Below are 16,371 nucleotides of genomic sequence, written 5' to 3' on the forward strand. Positions count from 1 at the left end.
CCGCAAGGCCTGCCCGGTGCGGGTGGTTATCGCGAGCACGACATCCTCGTGGTCGGCGAGAAAGACGCCACCAACATCACCGGATTCAGGTACGGGCCGGAGCACAACATCATCAAGGCCTGACACGGTCTGATTCGAATCACCCTGCGGCTACGGCCGCAGGCTCCCCAGGATGTTGCAGGAGACGTTTCAATGTTTTCAAAGGAACAGACCATTGCCGGGTTCGATCCTGAACTGTCCGACGCGATGCGCCTTGAGCGCCAGCGTCAGGAAGATCACATCGAGCTTATCGCATCGGAAAACTACACCAGCCCGCGCGTCCTTGAGGCACAGGGCTCCGTGCTTACTAACAAATACGCCGAAGGTTATCCTGGAAGGCGCTACTACGGTGGCTGCGAACATGTCGACGTGGTGGAGTCGCTGGCGATTGCGCGTGCGAAAGAGCTCTTCGGTGGCGAGTTTGCGAACGTCCAGCCGCATAGCGGTTCTCAGGCGAACGCCGCAGTCTACCTGGCTTTGCTGACGCCTGGCGACACGATTCTCGGTATGAGCCTCGCGCACGGTGGACACCTGACCCACGGTGCAAAGGTCTCGTTCTCCGGCAAGCTCTATAACGCGGTTCAGTATGGCGTTGATACGCGAACCGGCCTGATCGATTACGACGAAGTCGAGCGCCTGGCCGTCGAACACCAGCCAAAAATGATTGTGGCGGGTTTCTCGGCCTATTCGCGCGTGCTCGATTTCGCCCGTTTTCGTGCGATCGCAGACTGCGTGGGCGCTTATCTGTTCGTCGACATGGCACACGTTGCCGGACTCGTCGCGGCAGGCCTCTATCCGAACCCTGTGCCCTTTGCTGACATCGTCACGACCACCACCCACAAAACGCTGCGCGGTCCGCGCGGCGGTCTGATTCTGGCCAGAGCGAACGCCGAGATCGAAAAGAAGCTGAATGCGATGGTCTTTCCAGGCACCCAGGGCGGCCCGCTGATGCACATCATTGCGGCGAAGGCAGTCGCGTTCAGGGAAGCGCTCGGCTCTGACTTTGTCGAGTACCAGAAACAGACGCTGGCGAATGCGCGCGCCATGGTTTCGGTGTTCGTCGAGCGCGGCTACGACGTGGTGTCCGGCGGCACGGACGATCATCTGTTTCTTGTCGACCTGGTTGCAAAGGGGATCACCGGCAAGGACGCGGACGCGGCATTGGGTCGATCGCACATCACGGTGAACAAGAATGCAGTGCCAAACGATCCGCAGTCACCGTTCGTGACGAGCGGGATCCGCATCGGCACACCTGCCATCACGACACGCGGATTCAGGGAGCCTGATGCCGTGCTGACCGCCGCGCTCATCTGCGACGTGCTGGACAACCTCGGCGATACCCAGGTCGAGGAGCGCGTCCGCAAACAGGTGGCGAAATTGTGTGCGCGCCTGCCGGTATACGTTGGACTTTAACGGAAAAGCCATGAACGTCAGCACCTTCGATCTCTTCAAGATCGGCATTGGGCCCTCAAGCTCTCACACCGTCGGGCCGATGATAGCGGCTTGCCGGTTCGCGACCCGCATGCGCGACGCCGGAAAGCTGGGCGACGTGAGCGCGATACGGGCGGACCTGTACGGCTCACTCGGCGCCACCGGCAAGGGACACGGCACCGACAAGGCTGTGCTACTTGGGCTCGAGGGGAATCTCCCCGATGCGATCGATCCCGACTACGTGGAGACCCGGTTGGCTCATATTCGCTCGACGAAGTCGATCGAAGTCGCTGGAGTCCAGCAAATTGCCTTCGACGAGAAGACGCAGATGGTGTTCCTGCGCCGAGAGGTGCTGCCATTCCACTCCAATGGGATGCGCTTCACCGCGTTCGACGCAAATGGCAAGGTCGTCGACGAGCAGGCCTATTACTCAGTTGGGGGCGGCTTTGTTGTTGACGATGCAGGGGAACGGCTCAACGGTCATGAAGGTGCCACGCAGGTTCCTTATCCGTTCAGGACGGGCGTCGACCTGTTGCGTATGTGCGGCGAAAGCGGCCTGTCGATCGCGGGGTTGATGCTCGCCAACGAAGCAACCTGGCGCACTCCCGAAGCGGTGCGTCAAGGGTTGCTCAAGATTCGGGACGTGATGTCGGCCGCGATCTCGCGCGGCTGCTCGATAGAAGGACGGTTGCCGGGGCCGATGAAGGTTAGACGCCGAGCGGCCGAACTGTTTCAACAGCTGAAAGCCCAGTCGGAAGAAAGTCTGCGCGATCCGCTGTCGATGATCGACTGGATCAACCTGTACGCAATGGCGGTGAACGAGGAGAACGCCGCTGGCGGGCGCATCGTCACCGCGCCGACCAACGGCGCCGCGGGGATCATCCCGGCGGTACTGCAGTACTACATGAAGTTCGTTTCAGGTTCGAGTGACGACGGCGTCGTGACCTTCCTGCTGACGGCCGCCGCCATCGGCCTGCTCTACAAGGAAAACGCATCGATCTCCGGCGCGGAAGTCGGTTGCCAGGGGGAAGTCGGTGTGGCGTGTTCAATGGCCGCCGCGGCGCTTGCAGCCGTGATGGGCGGCTCGCCAGAACATGTCGAAAACGCCGCCGAAATTGGCATGGAACACAACCTGGGCATGACCTGCGATCCCGTTGGCGGCCTTGTTCAGATTCCGTGCATCGAGCGTAACGCGATGGGCGCAGTCAAGGCTGTGAACGCCGCGCGCATGGCACTGCGCGGCAACGGCAAGCACTACGTGTCGCTGGATAAGGTCATCAAGACGATGCGTGAGACAGGCGCCGATATGAAGACCAAGTACAAGGAAACCTCGCGCGGGGGCCTCGCGGTCAACGTGATCGAGTGCTGAGGAGACAGATGATGAACCGGTATTCGATATTCAGTTTGTTGCGCAACGGGTTGTCGTATCACGAGAACTGGGAACGCGCGTGGAAGAGCCCCGAGCCGAAGAAGGAGTACGACGTGGTGATCATCGGAGGCGGGGGTCACGGTCTCGCGACGGCGTACTACCTCGCGAAGGAACTCGGTGTGCGAAACATTGCGGTCCTTGAAAAGGGCTGGATTGGTGGCGGCAATACCGCGCGCAACACGACGATCGTGCGCTCGAACTATCTGTGGGACGAGTCGGCCGCCCTGTACGAAAAGGCTCTGCAACTGTGGGAAGGCCTTTCGCAGGACATCAACTATAACGTGATGTTCAGCCAGCGAGGTGTGATGAACCTTGCGCACACGTTGCAGGACGTACGCGACACCGAACGGCGCGTGAATGCGAACCGGCTGAACGGCGTCGATGCTGAATTCCTCACGCCCGAGCAGATCAAGGAGATCGTGCCCGTGATCAACCTGCACAGTCGCTATCCGGTGCTGGGCGCCTCATTCCAGCGCCGCGCCGGTGTAGCCCGGCACGATGCGGTCGCATGGGGCTATGCGCGCGGTGCCGACCAGCACGGTGTCGACATTGTGCAGAACTGTGGCGTGACCGGCATTCGCCGTGCCAATGGCGCAGTGGTCGGCGTCGATACCGTCAAAGGCTTCATCAAGGCGAAGAAGGTCGCGGTGGTCGCAGCAGGTAACAGCAGCGTGCTCGCGGAGATGGCGGGGATCCGCCTGCCGCTTGAAAGCCATCCGCTGCAGGCGCTCGTCTCGGAGCCGATCAAGCCGATCGTCAATACGGTGATCATGTCCAACGCGGTGCACGCGTACATCAGTCAGTCCGACAAGGGCGATCTGGTGATCGGGGCCGGTGTCGATCAATACACCGGATATGGACAGCGCGGCAGCTTCCACACCATCGAAGGCACGCTGCAGGCCATCGTCGAAATGTTTCCGGTGTTCTCGCGCGTGCGGATGAACCGGCAGTGGGGCGGGATCGTCGATGTGTCGCCGGATGCATGCCCGATCGTCAGCAAGACGGACGTAAAAGGGTTGTATATCAACTGCGGCTGGGGCACGGGTGGCTTCAAGGCCACGCCGGGTTCCGGGTGGGCCTTCGCGCACACCATCGCCAACGATGCGCCGCATCCGCTGAACGCTCCTTTCTCGCTGGACCGGTTCTACACCGGCCACCTGATCGACGAACACGGCGCGGCAGCCGTCGCGCACTAACCAGGGAGAGGTCAATGTTGCTCATTCAATGCCCCTGGTGCGGGCCGCGCGCCGAATCCGAATTCTCGTACGGCGGCGAAGCCGAGATCGTGCGACCGCTCGACACCGAGAAGCTTACCGACAGGGAATGGGGCGAGTACCTGTTCATGCGCAAGAACACGCGGGGTATGCACCGTGAACAGTGGAACCATGCGCAGGGATGCCGGCGCTGGTTCAACGCCGAGCGCGATACCGTGACGTACGCGTTCAGGTCGGTCAGCAAGATCGGTGGTTCGAAAGAAGGAGAATCAGCATGACCCAGCAGAACCGTTTGCCATCGGGCGGCCGCATCAATCGCGCGTTCCCGCTGACGTTTACGTTTAACGGCCGCACGTACCAGGGCTTCCAGGGCGACACGCTGGCGTCTGCGCTGCTTGCCAACGACGTGCATTTCGTCGCCCGCAGCTTCAAGTATCATCGGCCGCGTGGCATCGTGACCGCGGGCGTCGAGGAGCCGAATGCGCTGGTACAACTCGAGCGCGGCGCGTATACCATTCCGAACGCGCGTGCAACGGAGGTCGAGCTATACCAGGGGCTCGACGCGACAAGCGTCAACGCCGAGCCGAGTCTCGAGCACGATCGCATGGCGATCAACCAGAAGTTTGCCCGCTTCATGCCGGCTGGCTTCTACTACAAGACGTTTATGTGGCCGCGCAGCTTCTGGCCGAAGTACGAGGAACGCATTCGCCACGCCGCGGGTCTGGGCAAGTCGCCGGAGGTGAACGATCCGAGCCGCTACGACAAGCGCTTTGCGCATTGTGACGTGCTGATCGTCGGTGCGGGTCCAGCGGGACTGGCTGCGGCGCGAACGGCGGGCGCGAGTGGCGCGCGGGTCATTTTGGTTGACGATCAACCGGAACTGGGCGGAAGCCTGCTATCGGGCACCGAGAAGATCGACGGCAAGCCAGCCCCGGACTGGGTTCGCGCGATCGAGGCCGAGCTTTCGGCTATGCCGGACGTGATCGTCCTGAGCCGTAGTACTGCGTTTGGCTATCAGGATCATAACCTCGTCACAGTCGCACAACGTCTGACCGACCATTTGCCCGTTTCAACGCGCAGCGGCACGCGCGAGCGGTTGTGGAAGGTCCGCGCGAAGCAGGTGATCCTCGCGACCGGTGCCCATGAACGGCCGCTGGTATTCGGCAACAACGACCTGCCCGGCATCATGCTGGCGTCGGCGATCTCGACGTACATTAACCGTTACGGCGTTTTGCCAGGTCGGCGTGCAGTGATTCTCACGAATAATGACGACGGATATCGCGCCGCACTCGACCTCAAGATACACGGGGCAGACGTGACGGTTGTCGATCCTCGCGGCGCTAGCGCAGGCGCACTGCCGGAACAGGCAGCGCGCATCGGGATCGCCATCGTCAACAACGCCGTCGTGATCGACGCAGGCGGCAAGGAACGCGTGCGCAACGTCACCGTTGCCCGCTATGCACAGGGACGCGTGGGTCAACGCATTGCGACTCTCGGCTGTGACCTGGTGGGCATGTCGGGCGGCTGGAATCCCGTGTTGCACCTTTTTGCCCAATCGGGCGGCAAGGCACTCTGGAACGACGACAAGGCGTGCTTCATTCCGGGCGCGGGGGTCCAGGAAGAATGCAGCATCGGTGCCGCGCGAGGTGTGCTCCAGCTGCCGGAGGCGCTCGATGATGGCGTCAAGGCTGGTCGACGGGCTGCCCAGTTCGCGGGCTTGCCGGATCCTGCCGTGCAGCAGTGGCAGGCCAGGGTCTCGAATGAACAACCGCTGCTGCCGCTGTGGCTGGTTGCGAACATCGATGACGCATCGCGCGGCCCCAAGCGGTTTGTCGACTTCCAGAACGATGTGTCGGCTGCCGACATCCTGCTCGCGGCACGCGAGGGCTATCACTCCGTCGAGCACGTCAAACGCTACACGGCGATGGGTTTCGGCACCGATCAGGGCAAGCTTGGCAACATCAACGGGATGGCGATCCTGGCCCAGGCACTGGGCAAGACGATCCCCGAGACGGGTACCACAACGTTCCGGCCGAACTACACGCCGGTGACGTTCGGCACCATTGCCGGGCGCGAACTCGGGGATTTCCTCGATCCGGTTCGCAAGACCTGCATCCATCCATGGCACGAAGCGCATGGTGCCCAATTCGAAGACGTCGGCAACTGGAAGCGGCCGTGGTATTACACGAAAAACGGCGAGGACCTGCACGCGGCGGTAGCGCGCGAATGCCTGGCGGTACGCAACAGCGTCGGCATTCTGGATGCGTCGACGCTCGGCAAGATCGACATTCAGGGCCCGGATGCAGCGACGCTGCTCAACTGGCTGTACACGAACCCATGGAGCAAGCTGGAAGTCGGTAAGTGCCGCTATGGACTAATGCTCGACGAGAACGGCATGGTCTTCGATGATGGTGTGACGGTGCGCCTCGGCGAACAGCACTACATGATGACCACGACCACGGGTGGCGCCGCGCGTGTGCTGAACTGGATGGAGCGCTGGCTGCAGACGGAATGGCCGCATCTGAACGTGCACCTGAGCTCCGTGACAGATCACTGGGCGACTTTCGCGGTGGTCGGGCCCAACAGCCGTAAGGTGTTGCAGAAGGTCTGCAAGGACATCGACTTCGCAAACGCGGCATTCCCGTTCATGACGTATCGCAACGGGACGGTATCCGGCGTGGCTTCACGCGTGATGCGCATCAGCTTCTCGGGCGAGCTGGCGTACGAAGTCAACGTGCCCGCGAACTTCGGGCGTGGTGTGTGGGAAGCGCTGATGAGCGCGGGACGGGAGTTCGACATCACGCCTTATGGCACCGAAACCATGCACATTCTGCGTGCAGAGAAGGGCTACATCATCGTCGGCCAGGACACGGACGGATCGGTCACGCCGTTTGATCTCGGCATGGGCGGGATGGTCGCGAAGAAGGACTGCCTCGGCAAGCGCTCGCTGTCGCGCTCGGATACACAGAGGGCGGGACGCAAGCAGCTCGTTGGGCTTACCCCGGTGGACCCCCGCGTCACGCTGACCGAAGGCGCGCAGATCGTAACCACACCTGCGACACAGGGCATCACGCCAATGCTCGGCCATGTAACGTCGAGCTATATAAGTCCGATTATGAAGCGGTCGATTGCGCTGGCGGTCGTCAAAGGCGGTCTCGACAGGATGGGGCAACGCGTCTTTGTGTCGATGTCCGGCACACGCTGTGTCGAGGCCGAGGTGTGCAGTCCTGTTTTTTACGATCCTGAAGGGGTACGTCAGCATGTTGAATGATCTGGTTCAGGAGTCACCGCTGGTCGGCATCGAAGCTCGGATTGCCGCTGGATCGGGTGGCTTAACTAAGCGCTTTCGGTTCACCGAGCGGCCGTTCGTGACACTTCTCACATTGCGCGGCAACGGTACCGCGTTTGATGTAGCCGTGCAGCGCGTGCTGGGCGTCCCTTTGCCGAAGCAATCCGGTGGTCGCGTGACGGCAGGTGAACGGGCAGTGTGGTGGATGGGGCCGGACGAGTGGCTGATCCAGTCTACCCAGGATATGGCGGCTGAACTCGAATGCGCCTTGCGCGAAGCGCTTGACGGACAACACTACGCGGTCGTCGACGTCAGTAGCGGTTACACCGTAATCGACATCTCGGGTACCCACGTGCGAGAGGTGCTGGCAAGCGGCTGCCCGCTCGATTTGCATCGACGCATGTTCGCAGACGGGCAATGCGCCAGTTCGCACTTCTTCAAGGCAGGCATCACGCTGTGCCGTGACGGGGGTGACCGGTTCCAGATCATCGTGCGGCGCAGCTTTGCCGAATACTGCTGCCTGATGCTGCTCGATGCGGCACAGCCGTATCTTGCATAGCACGCTCGCCGGCTGGTCCACGTCATAGAAAAGAGATCGTTCGATGAAACATTCCGAAGCAGGACCAACGGTCGAATGGGATATCGTGATCGACCAGTTGCGGGGACAGACGCGAATCGGGATCCACAATCATGAACGCGTAGCCCAGCCGGTGGTGATTGATGCGGTACTGCATTGTCGAAGTCAGGCGCTACCGGAGGAGATCGATGAGTGCCTCGACTACGACGCGTTCTGCCAGATGCTGTGCGCTTACCTCGATGCGCAGACACATACGGACCTGGTCGAACAACTCGCCGCCGATCTGCTGGCGTTGGCGTTTGACCGCTTTGCGATGCTCGAAGACGCCGTGCTGACGCTCTACAAGCCACACGCGGTGCGGTCGGCGGCGCAGGTGGGCGTGCGCCTGCGCTGGAGTCGTCACGACTTTCTGCGCCGGCGTGCTCGCGTGGCTGCCGCACACCTCGCCGAAGCGACGCACGCCTGACACATGCCACATACGGAGTCCCCATGACTGAAACCACTACGAAGCAGACGGATCGGGCGCCGCAGTTCGCGCTGACCGTCACCTGTCCCAGCGCACCGGGGCAGGTCGCTGCGCTGGTGCGATTTCTCGACGATCGCGGATGCTATATCGACGAATTCGATGTATTCGACGATGAATTCACTGCCCGTTTCTTCGTGCGATGCATTTTTCATGCGGCATCGACACAGCGGCTGGACGTTGCGTCGTTGCTTGAGGAATTTGCGAGTGTCGCCAACCGGTTCGACATGGCGTGGACGATCCACGACATGTCAGTGAAACTCAAGGTACTGATCATGGTGTCGAAGCTCGACCATTGCCTCACCGACCTGCTTTTCCGCTGGCGCATGGACGAACTGAAGATGGATATCGTCGGGGTGGCTTCGAATCATCCGGATCTCGAACCGGTTGCGGCTGCGAACGGCATCGCGTTCCACCATCTACCGCTGACGGCCGACACTAGGCCGCAACAGGAGGCGCAGATACTGACCCTGATAGAGCGGACCGGTGCTGAACTTGTCGTCCTCGCACGTTACATGCAGGTGTTATCCACCGCGCTGAGCGCATCCCTCGCGGGGCGCGCAATCAACATTCATCACTCGTTCCTGCCCGGATTCAAGGGCGCGAAGCCTTATCACCAGGCGCATGCACGCGGGGTGAAGCTGATCGGTGCGACAGCGCATTTCGTCACGGACGATCTCGACGAAGGGCCGATCATCGAACAGGTCGTGGAACGCGTCACCCACGCGTACGGCCCCGACCGGCTGCTCGCGACCGGACGTGATATGGAGTGCCTCGCGCTGGCGCGCGCCGTCAAGCTTTTTATCGAGCATCGAATCTTTACCAACGGTAACCGAACCGTTGTACTTCAGTAGTAACACACCGGTGAAGCGAACTCAAGAGTCGCAGCCGAAAAGGCAGCAATCTTATGATTCATGTTTGGAGACAACAAATGAGCAACAGAAAAGCGGATTCAGGCCGGCAGGCGACAGCTGGCGTCATCTCACCGGTCGGCATGCCATCCCCGTACGCTTCGAGCAATCGTCAGGCCGCCCCGGTGCCAGACGGGCGTCTGCTTAAGCGCGCTGCGATGGCCAGTTTCATCGGCAATTTCGTCGAGTGGTTCGATTACGCGTCCTATGGCTATCTCGCGACCATCATTGCGGTTGTCTTTTTCCCCAAGACTAGCGCTGCGACGGGACTGCTCGCCGCTTACGCCGTATTTGCGATCTCGTTCATCGTTCGGCCCATCGGAGGTATCGTCTGGGGGCACTTCGGCGACAAGATCGGGCGCCGGACAGCGTTGTCGCTGTCGATTCTGATCATGTCGGCTTCGACCTTCGTGATTGCTTTCCTGCCAACCTATGCACAGGTTGGCGTCATGGCACCGTTTTTTTTGCTGCTGGTTCGACTGATCCAGGGGTTCTCGGCCTCCGGTGAGTATGCAGGGGCATCGGCATTCCTCGCCGAATATGCGCCGGAGGGCAAGCGGGGTTTCTATACCAGCATTGTCCCGGCCAGCACGGCAGCGGGTCTACTGTTTGGTTCGATCTTCGTCGCGGTGCTGCATGCCGTGCTCACCACCGAGCAGATCCAGTCGTTCGGGTGGCGGCTGCCATTCCTGCTCGCTGCGCCGTTCGGGTTGATTGGCCGCTATATCCGGGTGCGCCTCGAAGATACGCCGAAGTTCAAGGCGCTTGAGATGTCCCATCATGTCGCACGCGCGCCGGTCACGGAATTGCTGACGGTACATCGCGGCAAGATGTTGATCGCGTTTGGGGTCACGTGCCTGAACGCGGTGGCGTTCTATCTGGTGCTGAGCTATATGCCGACATACCTGTCGACCGAGATGGGCATGGGCGAAACGCAATCCTTTATTGCGGCCACCATTTCTCTTGCCGCCTATATCGGCTTCATCTTCATCATGGGGGCGCTGTCGGACCGCGTCGGTCGCAAGACGATGCTGATCGGTGCTTCGGTCCTGTTCGCCCTGTTGACAGTACCGCTTTTCAAGGGGCTCACCGGTGCTAGCTTCATGACGATCGTGCTGATTCAGATCGCGTTTGGCGCGCTGCTGACGATGAACGACGGCACGCTGCCCTGCTTCCTGTCAGAGATTTTTCCGACGCGCGTGCGCTACAGCGGCTTCGCGTTCAGCTTCAATGCGGCGAATGCGCTGTTTGGCGGCACGGCGCCGTTCGTTGCGACCTGGTTGATCCATGCGACCGGCAGCAAGCTGGCCCCGGCGTGGTATATGGTCGGCGCGGCAGGCGTCGCTCTGATAGCCATGCTCGCCAGTCGGGAGACATCGCGCGGGCCACTCGCCGAGTGAATGCCATCGGACTGAAGTCAGGCTCCGCTTGTCTCGATCGGTCCTGTTCGAGGGGATCGAAGCGAGCGGGTCTGTTCGTGTCGCAGGAGTAGGGCGATAAAATTCGGGGGGAAACCGTTTATGAGAGGTCTGTTGAAGACGCCTAACCCGACGCCGTCCAGGGTGTTTTGACGCTCGCACTATCCGCACGAGGTGATATTGACTTGCATGTGTTGATGGAAGCCGTTAAAAACCCCGGGATGTTTTCTGCCAGGGCCACGTAACACGTCGCTGTCCAATCCACGGAAACTGCCGGCGTGCGAGTTCGTGGAATTCTTGGTTCAACAGCGCGACGCGCAATTGCACGACACTGTGTGCCCCCACGCGACTCCAGCGCATATGCTGGCTCTTGCACATTCGACGGCCAACTATTCGGTTGATCGACGATTCGACGAAGCCGGTGGAGATTCGCCGTCCTACACGTTGCCATGTGCGATAGTCGATCAGCGACTCAAAGTTGCTCGTGAGATAAGCGACCACATTTGTGAGGCTGTAGCTCGCTTTCTTGACTTAGTTGCCCACCGCCGGATCTCGGTTCTCACGCAGATCAAGCAGGCGAGTGAGCTTTGCTGCGAGCTGCTGCCAAGCCACTGCGTCTCCGACCCAAACGTAATGGCGGAAGCGGACAAACAGATCCCACAGTTCAAACGCTGATCCACTGTCCGTGAGTCGCCCATATGCCAGAGGCGCGATAGCCTGCTCAACGCGTCGCAACATCCGCCCGACGTGTGCCCAATCGAGAATCCACTCGTTATCGTATGGGAGATCATTAGCGACGCCGGCCAGGTCTCGAGCTCCATCAGTCAGGACAGGGGGACGATACCCTTTCGTGCGTCCCTCTCCCAGCCTTTTTAACGGCTTCCTCCAACAGCGTGTCTACAAAGGAGTGACGATAAACATCGATACTGAAGCCATCGTCAAGCAGAGGGAGATCACGCAGTTGAACCTAGGAAACGCGCTTGTCGTCGCCGAAGCCGCGTGCTGAGACAAAGCGTGGACGCGAACCGCAGGCGCATGGTGCGGATTTGCTGGCCACCTTCCATCCTGCGCTCGCCCCACGGCGCCGTGAAAGCGCCAGATTTAGCACGAAAAGGACGAATACCCCGACCGGCAGGCGAAGGCGTGATTTCGCCACACGAGCGAATCGGTCACGTGTTTATATCATTTAAAGTAGCAATATTTCGCGAACAAGGCGATTACTCAACGGCTATGAGATATCTAGAATTTAATCACTGACTACGAACAAGTTGCTCGCAGCAGACCAAATAAAATTCTGGAGGTAGTAACCATGAAGTCCCTTATTCAAGCTGTTGTTGTGGCCGCAGCCCTTGCCGCGCCCGTTGCCGTTTTCGCTCAATCAAACCAGCCCGTGACCCGCGCGCAGGTGCGCGCTGAACTGGTCCAGCTCGAAAATGCTGGCTATAAGCCGGGCCTCGCCAGTCCCTATTACCCGGCTGACATTCAGGCGGCCCAAGCAAAGGTGACTGCGCAAAACGGTTCGGCAAGCGCCGTCGGTGGCGTGGTGAGCGGCTCGTCGGCTTCAGGTGCCCATGCCTACAAGACCGAAGCAGAAGCGAAGGGCCCGCAATCGGTTTACTTTGGCGGTCAATAACTGTCACGCAGGCGAGCCGCTGGCGTCCCTATCCGGTCGCTGAGCATCGCCCTCTGAGCGCGCAACATGTTTGCGCGCCTCCACTTAAAGATCTGGCTCGCTATCGCGATCAAACCCGCGAGCGAGCCAATTTGGTATAGAACCTCCATCATCGGGCTCTCGATGATTTCGCTCAGGCCTTCTCGGTCTGGGCGCTTTTTCTCCCGTTCATCGATGTGGTTCAGCGCGCGGCATGCGCACGCTCGCGTCTGACGGAGCGGTGCGACCGGCAACCGTTTCAATGGTAACGTTGCCGCCTGATCGGGAGGCATCGCACGCTACAGGTCAAAAAAGCCACGCAGCAAGTCAGTGGCTGCAAGACACACGCACACGAAGGGCTGCTGTGCGAACCGCGACAGATCAGCACGGTAATCCGTGCTTCCCTAGCCCCTGTGGTACCAGCGTGGGACAGTGAAAAAGCTGCGCCAGCATGACTGGCGTCAAACCAGAGACGTTCACGCATCACAATGCCGGCGAACGGAACGGTTCGGCACAACTCCCACCCAGCAACCTTCGTCATTGTCCGGACGGGGTCTTTTCGGCATTGCGGTTAGCGAACGTGGGGAGATGCCAGTGAAAGCGGAGAGACATGAGGCGCAAGCCCACGCACACGAACGTTGCAGCCCAGGGCGTCCACGGCTGTGACAGGCCGAGTTGCTCGCATACGACCTGCATTGCCGCGCCCAATAGTGCAGCCGACGCGTAAATCTCCCTTTGCAGAACGACCGGTACCCGTGTGAGCAGCACATCGCGCAAGGTGCCACCGCCTACTGCAGTGACAACACCGAGCAATATCGCGACTTCGCTGTTGTGGCCGTAAGCAAGCGCCTTTTGAGCGCCAGAAACCGCAAACAGCCCGAGGCCGATGGCATCGAAGAACAGCACCGGGTGCCGCAGCCGCCTGACCTTCGGGTAGGCGGCGATCGTAATCAAGGCGGCGACGATGGAAGCTGCCAGATATCGCCAGTTTGACAAGCCCGCCGGCGGTACCGCGCCGATGCACACATCGCGCACGATACCGCCGCCGCACGCCACAACGAACGCAATCGCAATAACCCCAAACAGGTCAAGATTGCGCTGCTTCGCTGCCACGGCGCCGCTGATGGCGAATACGAATGTACCGACCAGATCGAGCAGCAGAAACAACTCGTGTCCGCTCACGTAGATGCTGTCCCTTCGCAAAGCCACGCAGACGCAGCGCACAGCATAGCCAGCAGGCCCGTTTTCAACGTCGGATCCAGGGTCGGTGCGTATTTTGGAGAATGGTTGCTGGGCAGCAGGTTAATCTGCTTTTCTGCCTTTGCTTTCGCATACACCTGCGGATCGGTGCCACCAACAATCCAGAAAACGTAAGGGACGTTCCAGCGTCGGCCAAATACGCTGAAATCCTCGCTGGCGGCGGCCGGACGGGTTTCGGTGGCGCGTTCGCCGAACTGTGCTTCGAACGCCTGCGCGACACGTGCGGTCGCTTTCGCGTCGTTCTCGGTCAACGGATAACTGCTGAGCGTCGTGAATTCCGGTTCGCGCGGCGCATTGGAGGCAACGCATTCGGCGCAGCAGATACGCCGGATCGCGGACAGCATGTACTCTCGCACGTCCTCATCATAGGTGCGCACATTCAGCTTGAGCGTGGCGTCATCGGGAATGATGTTTTCTTTCGTGCCGGCCTGCAGCGCGCCAATCGTGAGTACGGCGCTGTCGCTCGGCGCGATTTCACGCGAAACGATCGTCTGAAGGCGCATCGTCGTGGATGCGGCCATGATCACCGGGTCGATTGATGTTTGCGGTTGTGAGCCGTGCGATCCGCGGCCGAACAGTTGTACCTTGAGACTGTCGCCTGCCGAGAGGATCGTGCCGCTACGGTATCCTACCGTGCCTGCCTCTCCGACCATCACATGCTGCCCAAGAATGATGTCCGGCTTTGGAAACCGGTCTGCCATGCCGTCGTCCATCATGCTTTGTGCGCCTCGACCCACTTCCTCGCCGGGTTGAAACACCGCGAGCACGGTTCCTTTCCACGATTCCCGGTTCTCGGCCAGCAGGCGTGCCGCACCCATCAGCCACGTTACATGCAGATCGTGCCCGCAGGAATGCGCAACACCCACCTCGACGCCATCTTCATCCCTCGCGGTGAGGGTGCTCGCATAGGGAAGCCCGGTCGCCTCCAGCACAGGAAGGGCATCCATATCCGCGCGCAGCATGACCGTTGGGCCTTCACCGTTCCGTAGCACGCCCACCACGCCTGTCACGCCGACCGACCGGGTTACCTCGAATCCCTGCGCAGCCAGATAGTCGGCCGCAATGCGCGCGGTGCGCACCTCCTGCATTGACAATTCGGGGTTTTGATGAAAATCCTTGTAAATCGCTTCCAGTTCGGGAAGCAGTTGGTCAGCGCGAACGGTCAACGCAGTCATGAACGGATTCATATGACACCTTCAATGATTTAAAAGCCTACATTTCCACAGGCTTTCTGTGGCGGTGACGCAATGCGTCGCGTCAAAACCGGAATGCGCCGGGTGCCTGTTGCCGGTAGATACGTGCAACTGTGATGATTCAGTCTACCCCTGCCGTTTCCGGGCGACAATCTGGACGGGCGGTCTCACCCGTCGTTCAGTTTGTAGCAATGGAATCGCTTCGAGGACTACCTATCGAGTTGAGGCTGCTCGAGCACCGGACGCTTTCGGCTTCCCTTTAGCTATCGTCCACATGATGGTGATCATTGCCACCACGACCATCAGCACGTTGAACAGGAGTGCGATGGCGGCCGCATAGCGGATGGCGAGATTGTCGGTTCGCCCAAGGGCGATGTCAGCCATTGGCGAGAGGCCCTCCCTGTGGCCCAGTGCGGTAAATATCGCCGCCGAGATGGCCACGCCAAAGGCCGCCCCCAGGGACGAAGCCATCTTGTAGATGCCGGAGGCCGATCCTGCCTTATCGTTGGTGACGTTGGACAGAGCCGCATCGGTAGACGGCGTGGCATAGAAACCGAGGCCGATGCCGAACAGGGTAAAGCCGACGAAAGCCACGACGATATATTGCTTCGCGAGCAGGAAGGTGAAGGTGGTCAGCAGGATGCCTAACCCCGTGATCGCGCAGCCCAGCAACATCGGCTTGCGCGGCCCCCAAAGCTGTAGCAGCTTTTCCCCGACACGGATGGTGGCCAGGATGGCAACCAGATAGCCGGTGGTCATCAGTCCGGCCTGCAGCGATGAGAGCCCTGCGCCTTGCTGGACCACGGACAATGCCACCAGCAGCGTGCCCGCCGCGCCGTTAAGCAGGAAATTGGACAGTGTCGCGCCCGAGTAAGTCCTGTTGCTCAACAGGACCAGAAACTCAATGCGCGCTGGCGGGCCGCGCCGTCGTAGTACGCCTTCATTAAAGCCAGTGTGGCGGGCATAATGCACGCGGCCGACAGGCCCTGGACGATGCGCCCCGTAATCAACCACACGGCAGTGCCGGTGGGCGACGCAGCGATCAATAGCGAGCCAATAGCGTTTAACGCCAGGCCGGCAACGGTCAGCCGCACGCGTCCTAGCGAGTCTGCGAGTCCGCCTGCGACGACGATGAAAATCCCTGAGAACAGCGCAGTGATGCTGACTGCGATATTGCTGATGTTGGTTGTGACGCCGAGATCCGATTTCATGGTCGGTGCGACGTTAAGGGTAGTCTGAGCGAACAGCCAGAACGTGACGACCGCGAGAACAATACCGAAAATTAGCTTGTCGGTACCTTGATGCGGCGTGGCGGTGCTTGTTTCTTGCATGCTAATCCCCATTATCTGCCGGGCCGTGGGTGGCACGGCAATTAACAAAACTGAAGACCCGGATCGATTGATCCGGGCTGCCGTTTCGCCGAACACAACAGTGCA

14 protein-coding genes and 1 pseudogene are annotated in these 16,371 nt (G+C 60.4%); 10 read left to right on the forward strand and 5 right to left on the reverse strand.

The genetic code is table 11. From position 1 onward, the window contains the following. Positions 1-192 precede the first annotated feature (192 nt). From glyA to DLM46_RS34175, 9 genes are all read left to right on the forward strand, one after another. Positions 193-1,452, forward strand: coding sequence for a serine hydroxymethyltransferase (glyA, locus tag DLM46_RS34135; RefSeq protein ID WP_115108462.1), 1,260 nt, complete (start codon positions 193-195; stop codon positions 1,450-1,452). A gap of 10 nt (positions 1,453-1,462) precedes the next feature. Next, positions 1,463-2,839 (forward strand): L-serine ammonia-lyase, encoded by a 1,377-nt coding sequence (locus DLM46_RS34140; protein ID WP_115108464.1) that lies wholly within the window; start codon positions 1,463-1,465, stop codon positions 2,837-2,839. A gap of 11 nt (positions 2,840-2,850) precedes the next feature. Next, positions 2,851-4,095, forward strand: a complete 1,245-nt coding sequence (locus tag DLM46_RS34145; RefSeq protein ID WP_115108565.1) for a sarcosine oxidase subunit beta family protein — start codon at positions 2,851-2,853, stop codon at positions 4,093-4,095. Positions 4,096-4,109: 14 nt separating this feature from the next. Then, on the forward strand, positions 4,110-4,391 hold the full coding sequence (locus DLM46_RS34150; protein WP_115108466.1) for a sarcosine oxidase subunit delta: 282 nt from the start codon (positions 4,110-4,112) through the stop codon (positions 4,389-4,391). Further along, the gene (locus DLM46_RS34155) at positions 4,388-7,384 is read left to right on the forward strand and encodes a sarcosine oxidase subunit alpha family protein (protein WP_115108468.1); all 2,997 of its coding nucleotides are present in this window, start codon (positions 4,388-4,390) and stop codon (positions 7,382-7,384) included. Before DLM46_RS34150 ends, DLM46_RS34155 begins: the two co-directional genes overlap by 4 nt. A gap of 97 nt (positions 7,385-7,481) precedes the next feature. Beyond that, positions 7,482-7,961, forward strand: coding sequence for a sarcosine oxidase subunit gamma (locus tag DLM46_RS34160; RefSeq protein ID WP_244306475.1), 480 nt, complete (start codon positions 7,482-7,484; stop codon positions 7,959-7,961). A 43-nt stretch (positions 7,962-8,004) separates the two neighbouring features. Continuing rightward, the gene (locus DLM46_RS34165) at positions 8,005-8,445 is read left to right on the forward strand and encodes a dihydroneopterin aldolase (RefSeq protein ID WP_115108473.1); all 441 of its coding nucleotides are present in this window, start codon (positions 8,005-8,007) and stop codon (positions 8,443-8,445) included. Between the two features lie 23 nt (positions 8,446-8,468). Further along, complete coding sequence (gene purU / locus DLM46_RS34170; protein WP_115108475.1) at positions 8,469-9,356, forward strand: formyltetrahydrofolate deformylase; 888 nt, start codon at positions 8,469-8,471, stop codon at positions 9,354-9,356. A 140-nt stretch (positions 9,357-9,496) separates the two neighbouring features. Further along, positions 9,497-10,813, forward strand: coding sequence for an MFS transporter (locus tag DLM46_RS34175; RefSeq protein ID WP_244306484.1), 1,317 nt, complete (start codon positions 9,497-9,499; stop codon positions 10,811-10,813). 225 nt (positions 10,814-11,038) lie between these two features. Here DLM46_RS34175 and DLM46_RS34180 read toward each other — a convergent pair. Continuing rightward, a pseudogene (locus DLM46_RS34180) lies at positions 11,039-11,725 on the reverse strand (ISKra4-like element ISBusp5 family transposase); the annotation flags it as partial. Positions 11,726-12,140: 415 nt separating this feature from the next. On the opposite strand from DLM46_RS34180, the gene DLM46_RS34185 reads away from it, so the two are divergent. Then, on the forward strand, positions 12,141-12,464 hold the full coding sequence (locus DLM46_RS34185) for a DUF4148 domain-containing protein (protein ID WP_115108479.1): 324 nt from the start codon (positions 12,141-12,143) through the stop codon (positions 12,462-12,464). A 555-nt stretch (positions 12,465-13,019) separates the two neighbouring features. Here the strand turns inward: DLM46_RS34185 and DLM46_RS34195 are convergent. From DLM46_RS34195 to DLM46_RS40705, 4 genes are all read right to left on the reverse strand, one after another. Further along, entirely contained in the window at positions 13,020-13,664 is a 645-nt protein-coding gene (locus DLM46_RS34195; RefSeq protein ID WP_115108484.1) for a trimeric intracellular cation channel family protein, read from the reverse strand. Then, positions 13,661-14,929 carry a M20 family metallopeptidase gene (locus tag DLM46_RS34200; RefSeq protein WP_115108487.1) on the reverse strand — a complete coding sequence of 423 codons (1,269 nt, stop codon included), beginning with the start codon at positions 14,927-14,929 and terminating at the stop codon, positions 13,661-13,663. The genes DLM46_RS34195 and DLM46_RS34200 overlap by 4 nt, the downstream gene beginning before the upstream one ends. Before the next feature lie 219 nt (positions 14,930-15,148). Further along, a complete protein-coding gene (locus tag DLM46_RS40700) occupies positions 15,149-15,823 on the reverse strand; it encodes an MFS transporter (protein ID WP_244306476.1) in 675 nt (224 codons plus the stop codon). After that, positions 15,820-16,266, reverse strand: coding sequence for an MFS transporter (locus DLM46_RS40705; protein ID WP_244306477.1), 447 nt, complete (start codon positions 16,264-16,266; stop codon positions 15,820-15,822). The genes DLM46_RS40700 and DLM46_RS40705 overlap by 4 nt, the downstream gene beginning before the upstream one ends. Positions 16,267-16,371 lie beyond the last annotated feature (105 nt).

The organism is Paraburkholderia lacunae, assembly GCF_003353175.1.
Taxonomy (GTDB): Bacteria; Pseudomonadota; Gammaproteobacteria; order Burkholderiales; family Burkholderiaceae; genus Paraburkholderia; species Paraburkholderia lacunae.

Excerpts from the sequence above, each read along its gene's own strand:
- glyA (WP_115108462.1), top strand. The coding sequence starts at position 193 with ATGTTTTCAAAGGAACAGACCATTGCCGGGTTCGATCCTGAACTGTCC.
- DLM46_RS34140 (WP_115108464.1), top strand. The coding sequence starts at position 1,463 with ATGAACGTCAGCACCTTCGATCTCTTCAAGATCGGCATTGGGCCCTCA.
- DLM46_RS34145 (WP_115108565.1), top strand. The coding sequence starts at position 2,851 with ATGAACCGGTATTCGATATTCAGTTTGTTGCGCAACGGGTTGTCGTAT.
- DLM46_RS34150 (WP_115108466.1), top strand. The coding sequence starts at position 4,110 with ATGTTGCTCATTCAATGCCCCTGGTGCGGGCCGCGCGCCGAATCCGAA.
- DLM46_RS34155 (WP_115108468.1), top strand. The coding sequence starts at position 4,388 with ATGACCCAGCAGAACCGTTTGCCATCGGGCGGCCGCATCAATCGCGCG.
- DLM46_RS34165 (WP_115108473.1), top strand. The coding sequence starts at position 8,005 with ATGAAACATTCCGAAGCAGGACCAACGGTCGAATGGGATATCGTGATC.
- purU (WP_115108475.1), top strand. The coding sequence starts at position 8,469 with ATGACTGAAACCACTACGAAGCAGACGGATCGGGCGCCGCAGTTCGCG.
- DLM46_RS34175 (WP_244306484.1), top strand. The coding sequence starts at position 9,497 with ATGCCATCCCCGTACGCTTCGAGCAATCGTCAGGCCGCCCCGGTGCCA.
- DLM46_RS34185 (WP_115108479.1), top strand. The coding sequence starts at position 12,141 with ATGAAGTCCCTTATTCAAGCTGTTGTTGTGGCCGCAGCCCTTGCCGCG.
- DLM46_RS34200 (WP_115108487.1), bottom strand. The coding sequence starts at position 14,929 with ATGAATCCGTTCATGACTGCGTTGACCGTTCGCGCTGACCAACTGCTT.
- DLM46_RS40705 (WP_244306477.1), bottom strand. The coding sequence starts at position 16,266 with ATGCAAGAAACAAGCACCGCCACGCCGCATCAAGGTACCGACAAGCTA.